The 14,559-nt window shown below is 35.1% G+C and carries 16 protein-coding genes; 5 read left to right on the top strand and 11 right to left on the bottom strand.

Going from position 1 to position 14,559, the window contains the following annotated elements:
- Positions 1-132: 132 nt before the first annotated feature.
- The 4 genes from MODO_RS00395 to MODO_RS00380 all read right to left on the bottom strand — a co-directional run bounded on the left by MODO_RS00395 (position 133) and on the right by MODO_RS00380 (position 3,526).
- The gene (locus MODO_RS00395) at positions 133-1,230 is read right to left on the bottom strand and encodes a Glu/Leu/Phe/Val dehydrogenase dimerization domain-containing protein (RefSeq protein ID WP_006257387.1); all 1,098 of its coding nucleotides are present in this window, start codon (positions 1,228-1,230) and stop codon (positions 133-135) included.
- Between the two features lie 160 nt (positions 1,231-1,390).
- The gene (frr, locus tag MODO_RS00390; protein WP_006257386.1) at positions 1,391-1,954 is read right to left on the bottom strand and encodes a ribosome recycling factor; all 564 of its coding nucleotides are present in this window, start codon (positions 1,952-1,954) and stop codon (positions 1,391-1,393) included.
- Between the two features lie 9 nt (positions 1,955-1,963).
- Positions 1,964-2,683: a UMP kinase gene (gene pyrH / locus MODO_RS00385; RefSeq protein WP_006257385.1), complete on the bottom strand. Its 720-nt coding sequence runs from the start codon at positions 2,681-2,683 to the stop codon at positions 1,964-1,966.
- Positions 2,684-2,728: 45 nt separating this feature from the next.
- Positions 2,729-3,526, bottom strand: a complete 798-nt coding sequence (locus MODO_RS00380; RefSeq protein WP_006257384.1) for a patatin-like phospholipase family protein — start codon at positions 3,524-3,526, stop codon at positions 2,729-2,731.
- Between the two features lie 192 nt (positions 3,527-3,718).
- Here MODO_RS00380 and MODO_RS00375 point away from each other — a divergent pair, with 192 nt between their 5' ends.
- A complete protein-coding gene (locus MODO_RS00375; protein ID WP_006257383.1) occupies positions 3,719-4,318 on the top strand; it encodes a thioredoxin family protein in 600 nt (199 codons plus the stop codon).
- A 120-nt stretch (positions 4,319-4,438) separates the two neighbouring features.
- Here the strand turns inward: MODO_RS00375 and MODO_RS00370 are convergent, their stop codons facing one another.
- A complete protein-coding gene (locus tag MODO_RS00370; RefSeq protein WP_006257382.1) occupies positions 4,439-5,062 on the bottom strand; it encodes a YiiX/YebB-like N1pC/P60 family cysteine hydrolase in 624 nt (207 codons plus the stop codon).
- A 299-nt stretch (positions 5,063-5,361) separates the two neighbouring features.
- Between MODO_RS00370 and MODO_RS00365 the strand changes: the two genes are divergently transcribed.
- A complete protein-coding gene (locus MODO_RS00365) occupies positions 5,362-5,730 on the top strand; it encodes a hypothetical protein (protein WP_006257381.1) in 369 nt (122 codons plus the stop codon).
- Positions 5,731-5,814: 84 nt separating this feature from the next.
- Here the strand turns inward: MODO_RS00365 and MODO_RS00360 are convergent, their stop codons facing one another.
- Positions 5,815-6,873 carry a DUF6266 family protein gene (locus tag MODO_RS00360; RefSeq protein ID WP_006257380.1) on the bottom strand — a complete coding sequence of 353 codons (1,059 nt, stop codon included), beginning with the start codon at positions 6,871-6,873 and terminating at the stop codon, positions 5,815-5,817.
- Between the two features lie 1,180 nt (positions 6,874-8,053).
- Positions 8,054-9,103: an MBL fold metallo-hydrolase gene (locus MODO_RS00355; protein WP_006257377.1), complete on the bottom strand. Its 1,050-nt coding sequence runs from the start codon at positions 9,101-9,103 to the stop codon at positions 8,054-8,056.
- A gap of 124 nt (positions 9,104-9,227) precedes the next feature.
- Between MODO_RS00355 and MODO_RS00350 the strand changes: the two genes are divergently transcribed.
- The 3 genes from MODO_RS00350 (at position 9,228) to MODO_RS00340 (ending at position 11,404) form a co-directional block, all read left to right on the top strand.
- Entirely contained in the window at positions 9,228-10,100 is an 873-nt protein-coding gene (locus tag MODO_RS00350; RefSeq protein WP_006257375.1) for an AraC family transcriptional regulator, read from the top strand.
- A gap of 262 nt (positions 10,101-10,362) precedes the next feature.
- Complete coding sequence (locus MODO_RS00345; RefSeq protein WP_006260555.1) at positions 10,363-10,728, top strand: type II toxin-antitoxin system HigB family toxin; 366 nt, start codon at positions 10,363-10,365, stop codon at positions 10,726-10,728.
- A 133-nt stretch (positions 10,729-10,861) separates the two neighbouring features.
- The gene (locus MODO_RS00340; protein WP_006257373.1) at positions 10,862-11,404 is read left to right on the top strand and encodes a helix-turn-helix domain-containing protein; all 543 of its coding nucleotides are present in this window, start codon (positions 10,862-10,864) and stop codon (positions 11,402-11,404) included.
- A gap of 339 nt (positions 11,405-11,743) precedes the next feature.
- On the opposite strand, the gene truB is transcribed toward MODO_RS00340, so the two are convergent.
- From truB to MODO_RS00320, 4 genes are read right to left on the bottom strand one after another with little or no spacing between them, the layout of a single operon-like run.
- Positions 11,744-12,460, bottom strand: coding sequence for a tRNA pseudouridine(55) synthase TruB (gene truB, locus MODO_RS00335; protein WP_006257372.1), 717 nt, complete (start codon positions 12,458-12,460; stop codon positions 11,744-11,746).
- 2 nt (positions 12,461-12,462) lie between these two features.
- Entirely contained in the window at positions 12,463-13,269 is an 807-nt protein-coding gene (locus MODO_RS00330; RefSeq protein WP_006257371.1) for an undecaprenyl-diphosphate phosphatase, read from the bottom strand.
- Between the two features lie 14 nt (positions 13,270-13,283).
- Positions 13,284-13,526, bottom strand: a complete 243-nt coding sequence (locus MODO_RS00325; RefSeq protein ID WP_006257370.1) for a DUF3098 domain-containing protein — start codon at positions 13,524-13,526, stop codon at positions 13,284-13,286.
- A gap of 2 nt (positions 13,527-13,528) precedes the next feature.
- The gene (locus MODO_RS00320) at positions 13,529-14,410 is read right to left on the bottom strand and encodes a cell division protein FtsX (protein ID WP_006257369.1); all 882 of its coding nucleotides are present in this window, start codon (positions 14,408-14,410) and stop codon (positions 13,529-13,531) included.
- Between the last annotated feature and the right edge of the window lie 149 nt (positions 14,411-14,559).

The following is a 14,559-nucleotide window of genomic DNA, read 5'->3' as shown; positions in this document are numbered from 1 at the left end:
GAATTCGTCGATTATAGATAAGGAATAGAAGTGCTCTAATCGTAGTGAAGAGTAGAGAACTATGTAATGAACGAGTGTTAGAAGGGAGAAGCAAAAGAAAAGCAGCCTAACCATAGACTGCTTTTTAAACGATTATTTAGCGTTTTTCTTTTTGTTGATTCTGTCTTCCGCTTTTTTCATAGCAGCTTGTTGAGAAGTAATATTGTGCTCTTTAGCATAATTAAGAACTTCTAACGTGGTGTTATAGATGTTTTCAGTGCGTTTTAAAGCTTCATCTAAGCCATAATGAACAATCTCACCAAAAACATTAATAATTCCTCCTGCATTGATTAAAAAGTCGGGAGCATAGACGATACCTCGTTCTTGTAGTCTTTTGCCGTGTATAGCTTCTATTGCTAATTGATTATTAGCTGCTCCTGCTATTACTTTTGCTTTGATTTTTTCGATAGTATCATCATTGATAGTTGCTCCTAAGGCACAAGGAGAATAAATATCTACTTCTTCTGAGTATAGGTCTGTACCTGTAAATATCTCAGTATTGTATTTTTTAGCAACTTCAGCTACTCTCTCTTCATTGATATCTGTGATTGTAACTATAGCTCCACTAGCAGTTAAGTGTTTTACTAATGTCTCGCCGACATTACCTATTCCTTGTACTAGCACTTTTTTGCCTTCTAGGTTATCTGATCCGAACTGATAATGTACTGCAGCCTTTAATCCCATAAATACGCCATAAGCAGTCACTGGTGATGGGTTGCCTGATCCTCCTAGACTTTCTGATATACCAGTCACATGAGGTGTAATGGTATGGATTAGATCCATATCAGCAGTAGTAGTCCCTACGTCTTCAGCTGTGATATATCTACCACTAAGAGAGTTGACATATTGAGCAAAAGCTTTGATGAGTTCTGGGCTTTTATCCTTTTTAGAATCTCCCATGATTACAGCTTTTCCTCCTCCTAAGTCTAGTCCAGAGATAGCAGATTTATAAGTCATTCCTCTAGAGAGGCGTAGCACATCATTTAGAGCTTCCCACTCTGATGTGTAGTTCCACATTCGTGTTCCACCTAATGCAGGACCTAATGTAGTGTTGTGTATACCGATGATTGCTTTTAAACCAGAATCTTTATCATGGCAGAACATGATTTGCTCGTGATTATCAAAGGATAGTTGACCAAATACAGGTGCTATCTTTTTGAGTTCTTCTGGTGAATAGATTGTTGTATTCATAATCAATGTATTTTGGTGTTAGTTATCTATAAAGATAAGTAAAATGTGTTGATTATGAGTGTGGTAACTTTTGTTTCCGATAAAAATAAGGATATCGCAATAACAACTCTCTAATTAGAAAGTATATGACAAAAAAAAATCCGCATACTTGCGGATTTTTTTAAACTTTCATGATTTCTGCTTCTTTTACAGCTAGAATATCATCTATTTTTTTTACGAAACCATCAGTTAATTTCTGAACTCTTTCTTCAGCATCTTTACAGATATCTTCAGATGTTCCGTTTTTCTCTTCTTTTTTGATATCGTTATTTGCGTCTTTACGAGCATTTCTGATACCTACTTTAGCATCATCTGCTTCAGATTTAGCTTGTTTAGCTAAGTCTTTACGTCTCTCCTCTGTTAATGCAGGGATATTGATGATAATGTTGTCTCCGTTATTCATCGGATTTAACCCTAGATTAGCGATCATAATCGCTTTTTCGATAGGTTGTAACATGTTTTTCTCCCATGGAGTAACTGTTAATGTACGTGCATCAGCTGCATTTACATTCGCTACTTGAGATAGTGGAGTCTGTGATCCGTAGTAGTCTACGAATACTGCTCCTAACATCTGTGGAGATGCTTTCCCAGCACGGATGTTTAATAATGTTTTTTCTAAGTGAGCTACAGTATTGTCCATAGACTCTTTGGCAGCGTCGATTATTAAATTGATTTCTTCTGTCATAACTATAGATTAATTAACGTTTACGGATACAGTAGTTCCTACTGAATCTTCTCCTTGGCAAACTTTTAATAAATTATCTTGTTTATTCATATCGAATACTACGATAGGCAATTCATTCTCTCTACTTAGAGTAAATGCTGTAGTATCCATTACATTTAGTCCTTTTGTCAAACAATCGCTGAAAGAGATTTTTTCAAATTTAACTGCTGTAGGATCTTTTTCTGGATCTGCAGTATATACACCATCCACTCTTGTTCCTTTTAAGATTACATCAGCGTTAATCTCTACTCCTCTTAATACAGCAGCTGTATCAGTAGTGAAGTAAGGGTTACCTGTACCAGCACCGAAGATTACGATTCTTCCTTTTTCTAAGTGACGAACAGCTCTCCTTTTGATATAAGGTTCTGCTACAGCCTCTATTTTTAAGGCAGTTTGTAATCTAGTTAACATTCCAGCAGCTTCTAATGCTCCTTGTAATGCCATACCATTGATAATGGTAGCAAGCATTCCCATGTAGTCACCTTGTACTCGGTCCATTCCTACATTTGCTCCAGCAACGCCTCTAAAAATATTTCCTCCACCTATTACAATCGCAATTTCAACACCTAAATCGTGAATTTTTTTTACTTCAGCAGCATACTCTGCTAATTTCTTAGGATCAATACCATATTGTTGATCTCCCATTAAGGCTTCTCCACTTAATTTTAGTAGAATTCTTTTGTACTTCATTGAAAGATATTTTTAAAGTTTTGCAAATATAAAGATTATATGCTTCTATGGAATAGCTTTTTTAAAAATATGTTGATTCTCTTCGAATGTCTCTTTGGCTGTTTGATATCCTAAGTCATAAATCTCATCCATTTTCTTTTTACTGCGTTCGAAGGTAGAGTAGAGTGTAAGCTCTTTGGGCTCTATAAGCCAGTCACATAGTTTGCTTAACTTAGCATTATTGATTGTTGTCATCAGTTCATATGCTCTGAAGGTTACAGATCGTATAGACGTTAGACTATCAGCACTTACTTGTTGAATAGGTGTCACATTACTTCCGATGATATAGTCACATTTGCTTTTTAGGAGCTCGATAGGGAAGTTATTGATAATTCCTCCATCGCTATATATTTTATTACCTATCTGATAAGGTGAGAATATACCTGGGAAGGCACTAGACGCAAGGATTGCATCTACTACTTTTGTTTTTTTAGTGAATACGTGCAGTTTTCCATTGACGATATCAGTAGCATTAATGTAAACAGGAATGTCTAATTCACCAATGGTTAAGTCTCCAAATACTTTGTTTAGGTATTTATCAAATGCGTTTACATCCATTAACCCTGCTTTCTTTAGAGTGAAGTGTTGCCAGTTGAAGATATTGACAGATTTAAAGAACATTAATATCTCTTTAGGTTCTATGCCTCTTGCATATAATGAAGATACTATAGAGCCTGCACTAGTACCTGCTAGATAGTCTGGTTTGATATGTTGTTCGTCTAAAAACTGTAATACTCCTGCATGGGCTATTCCTTTATAACCACCACCTGATAACACTAATCCGATTTTGGTTTTATGTATCATAATTTAAATTATTAAGCACGTCTAAAATGATCTATTCTATTAAGAAATACGTTACCCTAAGCTATTAACGGTCTAAACATGTCGCTTAGGTGTTAAATTTGCTTGGACAAATTACCTCTCTGACTTTTGTCATCATTTTATTTGCTGTAAAAGGTTTATCTTTGGTAATAACAAACAATAAAAGTACACAAAATGATAAACATTGATTCAAAATACATTGACAAAAGTTTTAGTTATACTGAATTTAGACAATTTGTTACTGATGCACTGACTAATGATAAAGCTTCTCTAGAGCTAAGCGACGATTATTTAGCTTATGCAGAGCTAAATGAGGCTAGACTTCACCGTTTAGACAAGACCATGAAGGTAGAAGAAGAAGTAGCTAATAAGTTAATTAGCTTAAAGAAAAAGTACACTTGGATAGTGATAACGGAATGTTGGTGTGGAGATGCAGCTCAGATTGTACCTATTCTTAATAAGATGGCTGAAGTAGCTCCTAATATTGAGATGAGATTAGTATTGAGAGATAAGAATCTAGAACTGATGGATGCATTCTTAACGAATGGAGGTAGAGCTATCCCAAAGATGATCATTGTAGAACAAGATACTTTAAAAGTATTAGGACACTGGGGTCCAAGACCTGCTTTAGGACAAAAAGTAGTGACAGATTATAAAGCTGCTCATGGTGTAGTAGACGAAGCTGGTAAAGTAGAACTACAGAAGTGGTACACGAAAGATAAAGGACATGAAGTACAAAAAGAAGTAATCGAGTTAATGACTTCTTTTGAATAATAACTAAAAAACGCTCTTTCAAATTTTTGAAAGAGCGTTTTTTAGTTATAAATAAATGATTTTAGCCTCACTGAAGGATCTGTAATCAATAAAGTAATGTTTTAAACATAGAGAGTAAAACTATCTAACGATAGGACCTATGATGTTTAGCCTAGGGTCTAATGACATTCCAGCAGGATTACATCCAGGTGCTCCTTCAGGTATAGTCTGTCCTAATTTTTCAAAGTATGTTGCCCATACAGGGAATGTTTCTTTAGTGTACTTTGACTTATACGTCATTGGGTATAGATAGAAAAAACTTTTATTCTTATTAGATGCTTTAAAGGCTTCATAGATAAGTTCTGAACAGTAGTATTTACCATTAGCATATAGATAATTGACATCATAAGGAACACCTACTTGTTTTATAGCAAATTCCTTTGCAGCAGGAATTAGTTTAGTCAGTTTACCTTTTAGACGACCTATGTACATAGGTTCTTTTGTTTTGTTTAGGAAGTCTTCCATCGGCGTAATACATACTTCAGGCCAAGTAGCTTCTATGACTTGTAGACTACCCTCGTGTTCTATAACCATCCCCATATGATTAAAATTTAAATCATTATAACCAAAAGTTACTTCATTAATAGCATCACATAAGGGACCACAATCTATGTTTTGAAAAATAAGGTCACCTTCTTGATATTCTGTTTTTTGTCCCCAAGATAGTTGTGTGATAAAAATAAATAGGAAAAGTATATTACGCATAAGTTATGTTTTTAACCCAAAACAGATAGTAAATAAAGGCAGAGGTGTAACTATGACTATTTATTATCATTGTTCTAATGTGATATTAGAGGTGATAAAAGCAGGATAGGATACACTTAGTTAGTGCTATTTATCTATTATTTATTTTGGTTTTAGGCAAAGATAGGTGGAACATTACTGATTTTCAAATCGTTTTAACCATTAGTATGAATGGTTTACTAAGAAAAAGCCATGCTTTACTTATTTGTGGTGGGTGAAGAGTATTAGTATGCCTATTTTCGTGCTAAGAAAAAAATGTTATGTCGTTGATTATAAATAATAAAAAGTGTGTTTTATCTATACTAGGGCTTTTTCTTTTATTAGGCTGCAAAAAAGTAAAAGAGGATCCTAAAGGAATTGATGATTACCAGAAGTTAGAGAAAATGGAATATACCCCAAATGAAAAAGAAAGTGAATTATCATTCTTTCTTGTGGAAGGGATGGATCGCGAAGGCTTGCATTATACTGGTGAAGTAAAACTAAAAGGAGATGTCGGTGCTGGGTATATAGCGAGTGACAGTCTAGGTATTCGATTTTATATCGAGATAGAACGCTCTCAGGAAGGAGGACTCTTAGGTATGGATACCAATGGTAATGTCTATCAACTTGCTTTTAAAAGAGAAGAGTAAAAGGCATGATGATTTAACTGTAAGATGATTACAACTTATAGGATCGTAGTAAAGTAGGTAGGAATATTCATTTTATCACTCCCTCTATCTCTCCTCAGCCTTCAGTGCTTCTAAGACAGACCGCGCTCCATAAATAACCCCTTCATGCGTATTATTACTCGAAGAATATTCTCTTGACTTTATTTCTTTTATGATTTTCTTTCTGACTTGACGGATGAGCCCAGGTGGTAGTTCTTTTTTAGTTGTGGACTCTTCTTCCATAAGAGAGTTAGGAGGTGAAGATTCAATTATATTATCAGCTGTAGGTACAAGTGTTCTCTCGCTTTCAGTTCTCCTATTCCCAGTTTCTCTGTTCTCATTTTTCTCATTCTCTGTTCCCTTGTTACTTGTTCCACGGTTCCCAGTTTCTCTGTTCCCAGTTTCCATACTCTCCGTTCCCTCGTTCCCCGTTTCCTCAAATCCAGTTCCCTCGTTCCCTGTTTTCTGTTCCCCGTTTTCTGCTTCTAAGATCCCATGAAAGCAACTTGTACTATGTACACTACCATCTTCTGCTTTCCACATACTCCACAGGTAGACTTTCCCCTCTTGCCATTCTTTTGGTAGAGCGAAGTGAGCATATCTATCTTTGCGTTGTCCGATAGTAGGGATAGTCATGAATTTATCTAATTCTTCGTGATACGCCATGATCGTTAGTGCGTCTGTATCGAGCGTCAGCGGATTAATCAGATGATTATCCCACTGTACTTTTAGCTTACCTGTCTTTAATCTATTGATTTTCTTGATCACAGCAGGAGCTAGGGTTCCGATAGAGAGCAGCACCTTGTCTATTTGTACATATTGCTCTCCTTCATGCATTGTGATGCCTTGTTTCATCAGCCTAGAGATCATTTGTTCTTTTCCTGTCATCCATTTCTCTCCGTTGTACACCGCAGGGCAATGCGCATTGACAAAATCCTTGAATTTACTCGCAAAGGTAGAGACGAGACTCATATTATCCCATTGTTTCAACTGTGCTTCCGTCGCTTTTTTACTTGATTTTAGCGGCTTAGCGCGGAGTATATTTCTCCCTCTCCAGAGTACGCCCACTACGGTTCCTACCTTTCCTACTACAGCGCCTAATATTCCTTCTTTGATTTCTGCCATGATTATCTCTTTTTTTGGTTATTACAAGGTATAAAATACTGATATATGATTATTTAACTGTTCAAACAATCGATAAAAGAAGTTGTCCTAGTGTACATCACACTTTATAAAAATGAGGACATGAAATGAAGAATATCAAAGCGAATGATTTCGCCTTCTATAGAGCTTATTTTGAATATCTTATAATCACCTATCGTTTTCATAAAAGAAGAATAGAAGAAGTATAAAAGGACTATTATTGAGCAAAAGTTGCTTTAACCCCGTTATCATCCTAGTATTGTCCTATAATTGCCCAAGAAAAGGCTCTTATGGTTCAGTTTTACTGACTTTGTCAAATGGTTGGTGTGATTTCTGTTTTTAATAAATGACTGATATACAATCTATAATGTTTTTATGCAATTAAAAAAAATTAGAAAAAAGGAACCTTTTAGCAGGATTGGTTTTCTTCAAGTGGAGACAAGTGAAGGAAATAAGAGAAATTAGAGAGGGTATTCTTGTTTTTTGGCTGTAATAAGAGCGAAAAGAAGAAAAAGTGTTTTTAAATTTTTGGGTAATGTGATGTCGCGGATTATAAATCCGCGCCAACGAGTCTATTGAGTTAATTCTGTAAGTCACTGATTTAAGGTTACTTATTCGTTATCTATGTCACACTGACGATAGGAAGGGTCTCACACGTAACTCTACAATCATGTAGAATGAGATTCTTCGCAAGCTCAGAAGGACAACGAGAACGGATGTGTAGGATGGGGGTGTTCGCAGGCTCAGAATGGATATTGGGAGTGGAGTAGTGTAAGTCACGGATTATAAATCCTCGACAATAAGCATGAGATTCTTCGCAGGCTTAGAAATACAATAGGCGTAAACGATACGATACAAAAAAAGCCACAAGATATCTTGTAGCTTTTTGATTATATATTGTTAGCGATTGCTTTTAATACCTGTTCTTCGAACTCTTCTGGAATAACTGCGTAGATAACATCGAAGCCTCTGATTTTGCTTTTGGGTAAGGCGCTCAGAGGTACTTCAGGGGTTACTTTGCTTCCAAAGATATAAACTAGAGATTAGATATAAGTCACTTAGCCTATCATATCAATAGTTAGTCTGTCTCGTCATTTAAGTACATTATGGCGAAGATAAATATCCTTAATTTCTAATTAAGTGAAGTGTTCTTCATTCTTTATTATATCTCATAATACTCGCGTTCCCATGTAGACTTAGGATTCCAGTTTATTAGGCTGTCTCCATATTTTTCTTTTTGATACGCCTGCATTAGTTTCAGTTTTTCTGGCATTTCATTCCAGTTAGGTATTGCAGATTGATTGCGTTTGCCTTTTAAGATAGCATCTACACTAGCATAGATACGCTCTGGCTGTATCCAATGAGTAAAAGGAGTGATGTCGATTAGTTTAGACATAGTCAGAGCATCAATATCTTCCGTGTAGTGTTTATCTATGGTCTCTAGAATATTCATGAGATAACTGTATTGTTCTTGTACAAAGTCTACGCCACATATAGCGCCATGACCAGGAACTACTATTTCGGGTTTGATCTCATTGATGATGCGATCTAATACTTTTACCCAATTTATGATACCTTTTTCACTGTAAGCAGAGCAGCCATTGAATACCACATCTCCTGCGAAGAGTACTTTCTCCTTTGGCATCCATAATAGTACATCACTATTAGAGTGGGATGGAGCTACATTTAGTAATTGTAACTCAGTGTTGCCAAGGTTGATTACCGTGTCATCAGTTATTTGTATATCTGGATTTATCCATTCAACTCCTGTCAAATCAAAACCTTCGAATTCGGCAGCGAAGAAGCGCTCCCCAATAGTAGACTCTAATGAGTCTTTACCGCGTTTAATAACAGCATCCATCCATTGAATATTCTCTGTGAGACGTTCTTGTACTGCGTTGTGGTGCATAATGATACACGAGTCTTCAAATACCTTGTTTCCCCATGTATGATCACTATTGTAGTGAGAGTTTACTACATAAGCAGGAGTTTTATTATTACTTATTTCGGTATATGCCTCTTTCATTTCTTGTGCATGAAATAGGTCAAAGAACGTATCGTATACCAGACCTTTTCCACGGTTAATGAAACCAGCATTAGCCCAACTTATTCCTCTGTATGGTGATATAGCAGCGAATACATTATCTGCTATTTCGTAGACTTTTATCCTTTGTTCTTGGATAATTCTTCCTCTTTTCTTTAAGTTGTTCATAGCTATGTGTTTAAATGATTTGTAATACAAAATTAAGATGATGATTAGAAAAGAAATGCACAATATAATGGTTAATAATGTGCAATTTGTTATCTTGTAGTTATGGGATTTATACTTGAGTAGGATGAAAAAAATAGAGAGATATAGTTTTAATTCGATAATAAAGAATCATACAGATCTAACTGCGTCTGGCGTCTTTATAACAAATGGAGAGGAAGATATAAAAGACTATTTTGCGTTTATTCCTCATAGTATAGATGCTTGTGTTATTGGATTAGTGACAGGTGGTGAGGCACAAGTAAGTATTAATTTGAGAGAATATCATCTAAAGAAAGGAATGCTAATCGTACTGCCTCCTAATGCTATAGTGGTGCCGATTAGTTTTACAGAAGATCTAAAGATGAAGTCTATCATGTTTACTTTTGACTTTGTGGCTCCACTCGCTTTGATACACGATTTTAGTATTGATCTACAGCTGTATAAATCTCCAGTGATTACTTTAAATGAAGCAAATTATAGTGTTGTAAAGAGGCTTTACAAGCTGATCAGTCAATGCTATTATGATACAGTTAATTTTACTCCGCATGATGTGTTAGAGCATCTGCTTTATGCATTGATTATTCAGATTAGTCAATTAATGAAAACCTTGAAATCTAAAGCAAAAAGTAGTAGTCGTGCAGAGTGTATTACAGAGGATTTCTTTGTGTTACTGTATAAACATTATAAGAGGGAGAAGGCGGTAAGTTTTTATGCGGATAGATTAAGTATTTCGACTGCTTATTTGACAACCACAATTCGCAAACAGACAGGGCATTCTATTCTTCACTGGATAAGTGAAGCTGTTGTATTATATGCGAAGTCATTGTTGAAGTCTTCTAGGATGAGTATTAATGAGATATCTGAAGAATTGGGCTTTAAGGAGACTACCTTGTTTTGTCGTTATTTTAAACGTTATACTGATATGACACCTAACCAATATCGAGGACTTAAAGTGTGAGGTTTTTTTGGTTGACAGTTTACAGTAGAGGGTTTACAGTTTACAGTTTTGCCCTTTGGGCATTATGTACTTAAATGATTAATATAGTAGATTAAACGATAAAAAAAAACGATTTCACAGTTTCACCGAAAGACGATTTTATGGTGTGATTATTGATAAGATTATTTGGTTGTAAAATATTTAATATTAGTATTTTAAGTAAATAATTAATTGTTTTAGTTCGGTAATAAACCGAACTTATGTATCTTTGTAATCGTTAACTATGAGGCTAATCGGTAAGAAATTACTTCTTAAAGCAAAAAAGAAGAATATTGGAAATAAATTACTTTGCCTTGCAATTGATAAATTAATTGAGGATTTAGAACGGTTTGTTTCTTCTAAAGAAGATATGTATATGCTGAGAGCAGATATGGATTGTGTGCACAGTGAAGGATTCTATTTCTTTGATATTCATATCCATAGGACTCTTGTGTTGATTGAGTTTGATGAGGAAGGGGAGGCGACTATATTATGGGTTGGTGCTCATCAAGAGTATGAAAGTATCTTTAACCCAAATTACGCATTAGCCAAATACTACAAAGCAATTCTACTTCATAGTTCTTTCATTAGCTCTAAAACCATACTATAGTATGCTTTAATCACTAATTCAGACCTATTTTGTATAATTACTTTTCGTTTATATGTCTATTGCATAATTCGGGTTTAAAAATAATAAAAAGACAATAGTGAAGTGGTTGAGAAATAATAATTACATTGAATAGATGAAGGCATATTTTGATATAGACGCATTGGTTGAGTCAGGCTTGATTAGAAGTGAGCTAGAGTATGAGCGTGCATTAATCGCAGATAGAAAACTGCGTATATTAGCTAAAGACAATAGTAAGCTAAAGAAGTTGCGTATGGAGCTTAGAGCGCTGATAGAGAGTTATGAGAAAGAAGAATGGAGTGACGTAGATACTTTGACTGTTGAGAAATTGAGAGAGAGTGATGAGGCAGAGCGTATTGCTGAAGTAGAGAGAATGTTTTTTGAGGAAAGAAAGCAATTGATTAGAAAAAAGCTAAAGGAATTGGATTTGACACAAGAGAATTTAGGTTTTGTTCTAGGGCATAAGAGTAAGACGCATATGTCAGAATTAATGAATGGTATAAAACCTTTTACTTTGAAGGATTTGATTATAATCAACAGGGTTTTGCAGATAGATATAAGTGTGCTTGTTCCTAGGTTTTTATCTAAAGAAGATCAAGCTAAGATTAATAAAGCTGTTGAAGGATTGAATAAACCTAAAGTTAGGTTGGTGTTTTAAGTTTTCGTTTAATACTTAACGGTAGATAGTTCACAGTTTTGTCTTTCGGAGGACCATGTACATAGATGATATGAATGTATTGTGTGACACGCATAATAATGCGTCTGTACCTTGATGTAATAAATGTGAATTGGATTGTGTGAAAAGCTGGTGTATTATCGAAGTATTTAAAGATGTTTTTAAGAGAGAGAACAGTAATTAGTTTTGCCCTTTGGGCATCATGTACTTAAATGATTAATATAGTAGATTAAACGATAAAAAAAAACGATTTCACAGTTTTACAGAAATACGATTTCACAGAAAAACAAAAAAGCCACAAGATATCTTGTAGCTTTTTGATTATATATTGTTAGCTATTGCTTTTAATACCTGTTCTTCGAACTCTTCTGGAGTGACCGCGTTGATGACATCGAAGTCTCCGATTTTGGTTCTGCGTAGGGCGCTTAGGTGTGCTCCAGAGTTTACTTTGTTTCCAAAGTCATAAGCTAGAGAGCGGATATAAGTTCCTTTAGAACACACGACTCTAAAATCAACATTCGGAAGGGCTGTCTTCATTAATTCAAACTCTTCTATGGTGATAGGTCTAGTCGCTATCTCCACTTCTTCTCCTTTACGAGCGTGCTCATACAGACGTTTTCCATCTTTCTTAAGCGCAGAGAAGATAGGAGGGCGCTGTTCTGTAGTTCCCATAAAGGATAGTCTAGCTTCTTCTAGCAGATCCTCTGTAATATGCTCTGTAGGGAAGGTCTGGTCTATCTCTGTCTCTAAGTCATAAGATGGAGTAGTACCCCCTAGTGTGATCGTCCCTGTATATTCTTTTATTTGTCCCTGTAATTCACTGATTTGTTTTGTGGCTTTACCTGTACAGATGATAAGAAGTCCTGAGGCTAAAGGGTCTAAAGTCCCAGCATGTCCTACTTTAATCTTTTTTAAGTCAAAGTGCTTTTTTAATAGCCATTTAATTTTGTTTACTGCCTGAAATGATGACCAGTGCAGCGGTTTGTCTATTAATAGTATTTGCCCACTCTGAAAGGCTTCTGTATTGTATTGTATCATTCTTATTTAAGGTATCCGAAGTATAATAATAGTATAGCTCCAGCTATAATTCTGTAGTATCCCCAAGGTTTAAAACCGTACTTTTTAATGATTCCGATGAAGAATTTAATAGCAACAATTGATACAATAAATGCAATAACATTCCCTAATAAGAATAACTTCATATTATCAGGATTGTCAAGTAGTATCTCATATCCGATTCTTCCTGATTCATATTTTTTTAGTACAATAGAGTACACGGTCACAGCTGCCATCGTAGGCACAGCTAAGAAGAATGAGAACTCTGCAGCTACTTGTCTAGAAAGTCCTTGTTGCATACCTCCAATGATAGATGCAGCAGAACGGCTCGTACCTGGCATCATCGCAAGACACTGCCAAAACCCAATAGTAATAGCTTGTTTAACAGTAATGTCTTCTTCGCGAACTGTCTTAGGGTTCTTAAAGTATTTGTCTATAAAGATTAATACAAAACCACCAATAATCAACATAATCGCGATATAGATAGTCTCTCCTAATACCTTGTCAATGGCTTCGTCAAATAGCTTACCTAATACTAGAGCAGGGATAACTGCTAAGACTAGTTTTTTATAGAAGTTCAGTTTGCTGAAGTCAAAGAACTTTCTCCAGTATAGTGCCACTACGGCTAGAATAGCTCCAAACTGTATAGCTGTTTGAAATAATTTTACGAATTCGTCTTCTTGAATACCATAAGCAGAACTTACGAATATCATATGTGCAGTAGAAGATACTGGTAGATACTCTGTTAATCCCTCTACTATGGCTAGGAGGATAGCTTGTATTAAATCCATTTAATGTAGTTATATTATTTATTGTCTTTTTTAAATATTGCATAAACTGCTACCCCTATCCCGATAAAGAATACTGTAGGAGCTAGATGAATACGTCTAAAGCTATAGATGTCTTCATTAAACTCTGTAGGAACATCGTTAGTAGCACCAGCCATTAAGAAAAAACTAAGTGCAATTAAGGCTATACTTACCAGTAGTATAATATAGTTCTTCTTCGTAAAAAGAAGTACATTCTGGTTTTGATCTTGATCTTTCATATTTAATAAAGTTCGTCTGATTTTAGGTTTAAGAATCTTTGTGTTGCAAAGAATGTACTGATACTAGTGATGATTCCTCCTAAGATTAATATTCCACAGGATACGATCACTAGAGGCATATAATCTTCTTTAGGGTTGATATTTAGATCAGGTAGTTTACTGTCTGCATAGAATGTTAGGGCAGTAATAGCCATGATAGCTAGCAGAGAGCCTATTAGCCCTAGCTTCATACTATGTCTGATAAATGGGCGTCTGATGAAGCGCTTTGTCGCTCCTACCATTTGCATGGTCTTAATCGTAAAACGACTAGAGAAAATTAATAGACGTAGAGAACTATTGATTAATAGCATAGATATAACCGTAAGAAAAGCTGCTATAATAAGCACCCACTTCGTGATCTTATCTACATTCTCATTGACTAGATCTACTAGTTGTTTGTCATATTTTATATCGCTTATCGCTGTATTAGCATTGAATTCTTTAAGGATAATATCTATACTGTCATTAACGACATATTCTCCTTTTAAGTGAATGTCGTAAGAGTCTTGTAGCGGGTTGAATCCTAAGTAATCGACGAAGTCTTCACCTAATGTCTCTTGGTGTTCTTTGGCAGCATCTTCTTTAGATACGAAACGATGTTCCTTTATATAGGTGTGCTTTTCTAGTTTCTTTCCAAATTTCTCTAATTCAGCTTTAGAAGTATTCTTCTCAAAGAATATAGTCATAGGTATATTCTCTCTAAAGTTGTCAGAGATTTTTTTAGAATTAATAACGAATAGACTTAGCGATCCTAATAGGAATAGGACCAAGAAAATACTAAGTATAACTGAAAAATAAGACGAAATTAGTTTTCGCTTTTGATATTTTTCATAAGAGCTAGCCATATATCAAATTTTAAGTGCGTAAAAATAACAAACAAAAATGTTTTTATTGAGACAATAACGATTAAAGTTTTCTAATTGTTATAAATATAGTTTATTTTTGCCTGAATTGACGGTTTTTTTTGTCAAACTTAGAATAGTGCTAGAAAATT

The organism is Myroides odoratimimus (assembly GCF_001485415.1).
Lineage (GTDB): Bacteria > Bacteroidota > Bacteroidia > Flavobacteriales > Flavobacteriaceae > Flavobacterium > Flavobacterium odoratimimum.
The sequence above is the reverse complement of the archived record's forward strand: the minus strand, read 5'-3'. Positions and strand labels throughout refer to the sequence as shown.

Excerpts from the sequence above, each read along its gene's own strand:
- MODO_RS00395 (WP_006257387.1), bottom strand. The coding sequence starts at position 1,230 with ATGAATACAACAATCTATTCACCAGAAGAACTCAAAAAGATAGCACCT.
- frr (WP_006257386.1), bottom strand. The coding sequence starts at position 1,954 with ATGACAGAAGAAATCAATTTAATAATCGACGCTGCCAAAGAGTCTATG.
- pyrH (WP_006257385.1), bottom strand. The coding sequence starts at position 2,683 with ATGAAGTACAAAAGAATTCTACTAAAATTAAGTGGAGAAGCCTTAATG.
- MODO_RS00380 (WP_006257384.1), bottom strand. The coding sequence starts at position 3,526 with ATGATACATAAAACCAAAATCGGATTAGTGTTATCAGGTGGTGGTTAT.
- MODO_RS00375 (WP_006257383.1), top strand. The coding sequence starts at position 3,719 with ATGATAAACATTGATTCAAAATACATTGACAAAAGTTTTAGTTATACT.
- MODO_RS00370 (WP_006257382.1), bottom strand. The coding sequence starts at position 5,062 with ATGCGTAATATACTTTTCCTATTTATTTTTATCACACAACTATCTTGG.
- MODO_RS00365 (WP_006257381.1), top strand. The coding sequence starts at position 5,362 with ATGTCGTTGATTATAAATAATAAAAAGTGTGTTTTATCTATACTAGGG.
- MODO_RS00360 (WP_006257380.1), bottom strand. The coding sequence starts at position 6,873 with ATGGCAGAAATCAAAGAAGGAATATTAGGCGCTGTAGTAGGAAAGGTA.
- MODO_RS00355 (WP_006257377.1), bottom strand. The coding sequence starts at position 9,103 with ATGAACAACTTAAAGAAAAGAGGAAGAATTATCCAAGAACAAAGGATA.
- MODO_RS00350 (WP_006257375.1), top strand. The coding sequence starts at position 9,228 with ATGAAAAAAATAGAGAGATATAGTTTTAATTCGATAATAAAGAATCAT.
- MODO_RS00345 (WP_006260555.1), top strand. The coding sequence starts at position 10,363 with ATGAGGCTAATCGGTAAGAAATTACTTCTTAAAGCAAAAAAGAAGAAT.
- MODO_RS00340 (WP_006257373.1), top strand. The coding sequence starts at position 10,862 with ATGAAGGCATATTTTGATATAGACGCATTGGTTGAGTCAGGCTTGATT.
- truB (WP_006257372.1), bottom strand. The coding sequence starts at position 12,460 with ATGATACAATACAATACAGAAGCCTTTCAGAGTGGGCAAATACTATTA.
- MODO_RS00330 (WP_006257371.1), bottom strand. The coding sequence starts at position 13,269 with ATGGATTTAATACAAGCTATCCTCCTAGCCATAGTAGAGGGATTAACA.
- MODO_RS00325 (WP_006257370.1), bottom strand. The coding sequence starts at position 13,526 with ATGAAAGATCAAGATCAAAACCAGAATGTACTTCTTTTTACGAAGAAG.
- MODO_RS00320 (WP_006257369.1), bottom strand. The coding sequence starts at position 14,410 with ATGGCTAGCTCTTATGAAAAATATCAAAAGCGAAAACTAATTTCGTCT.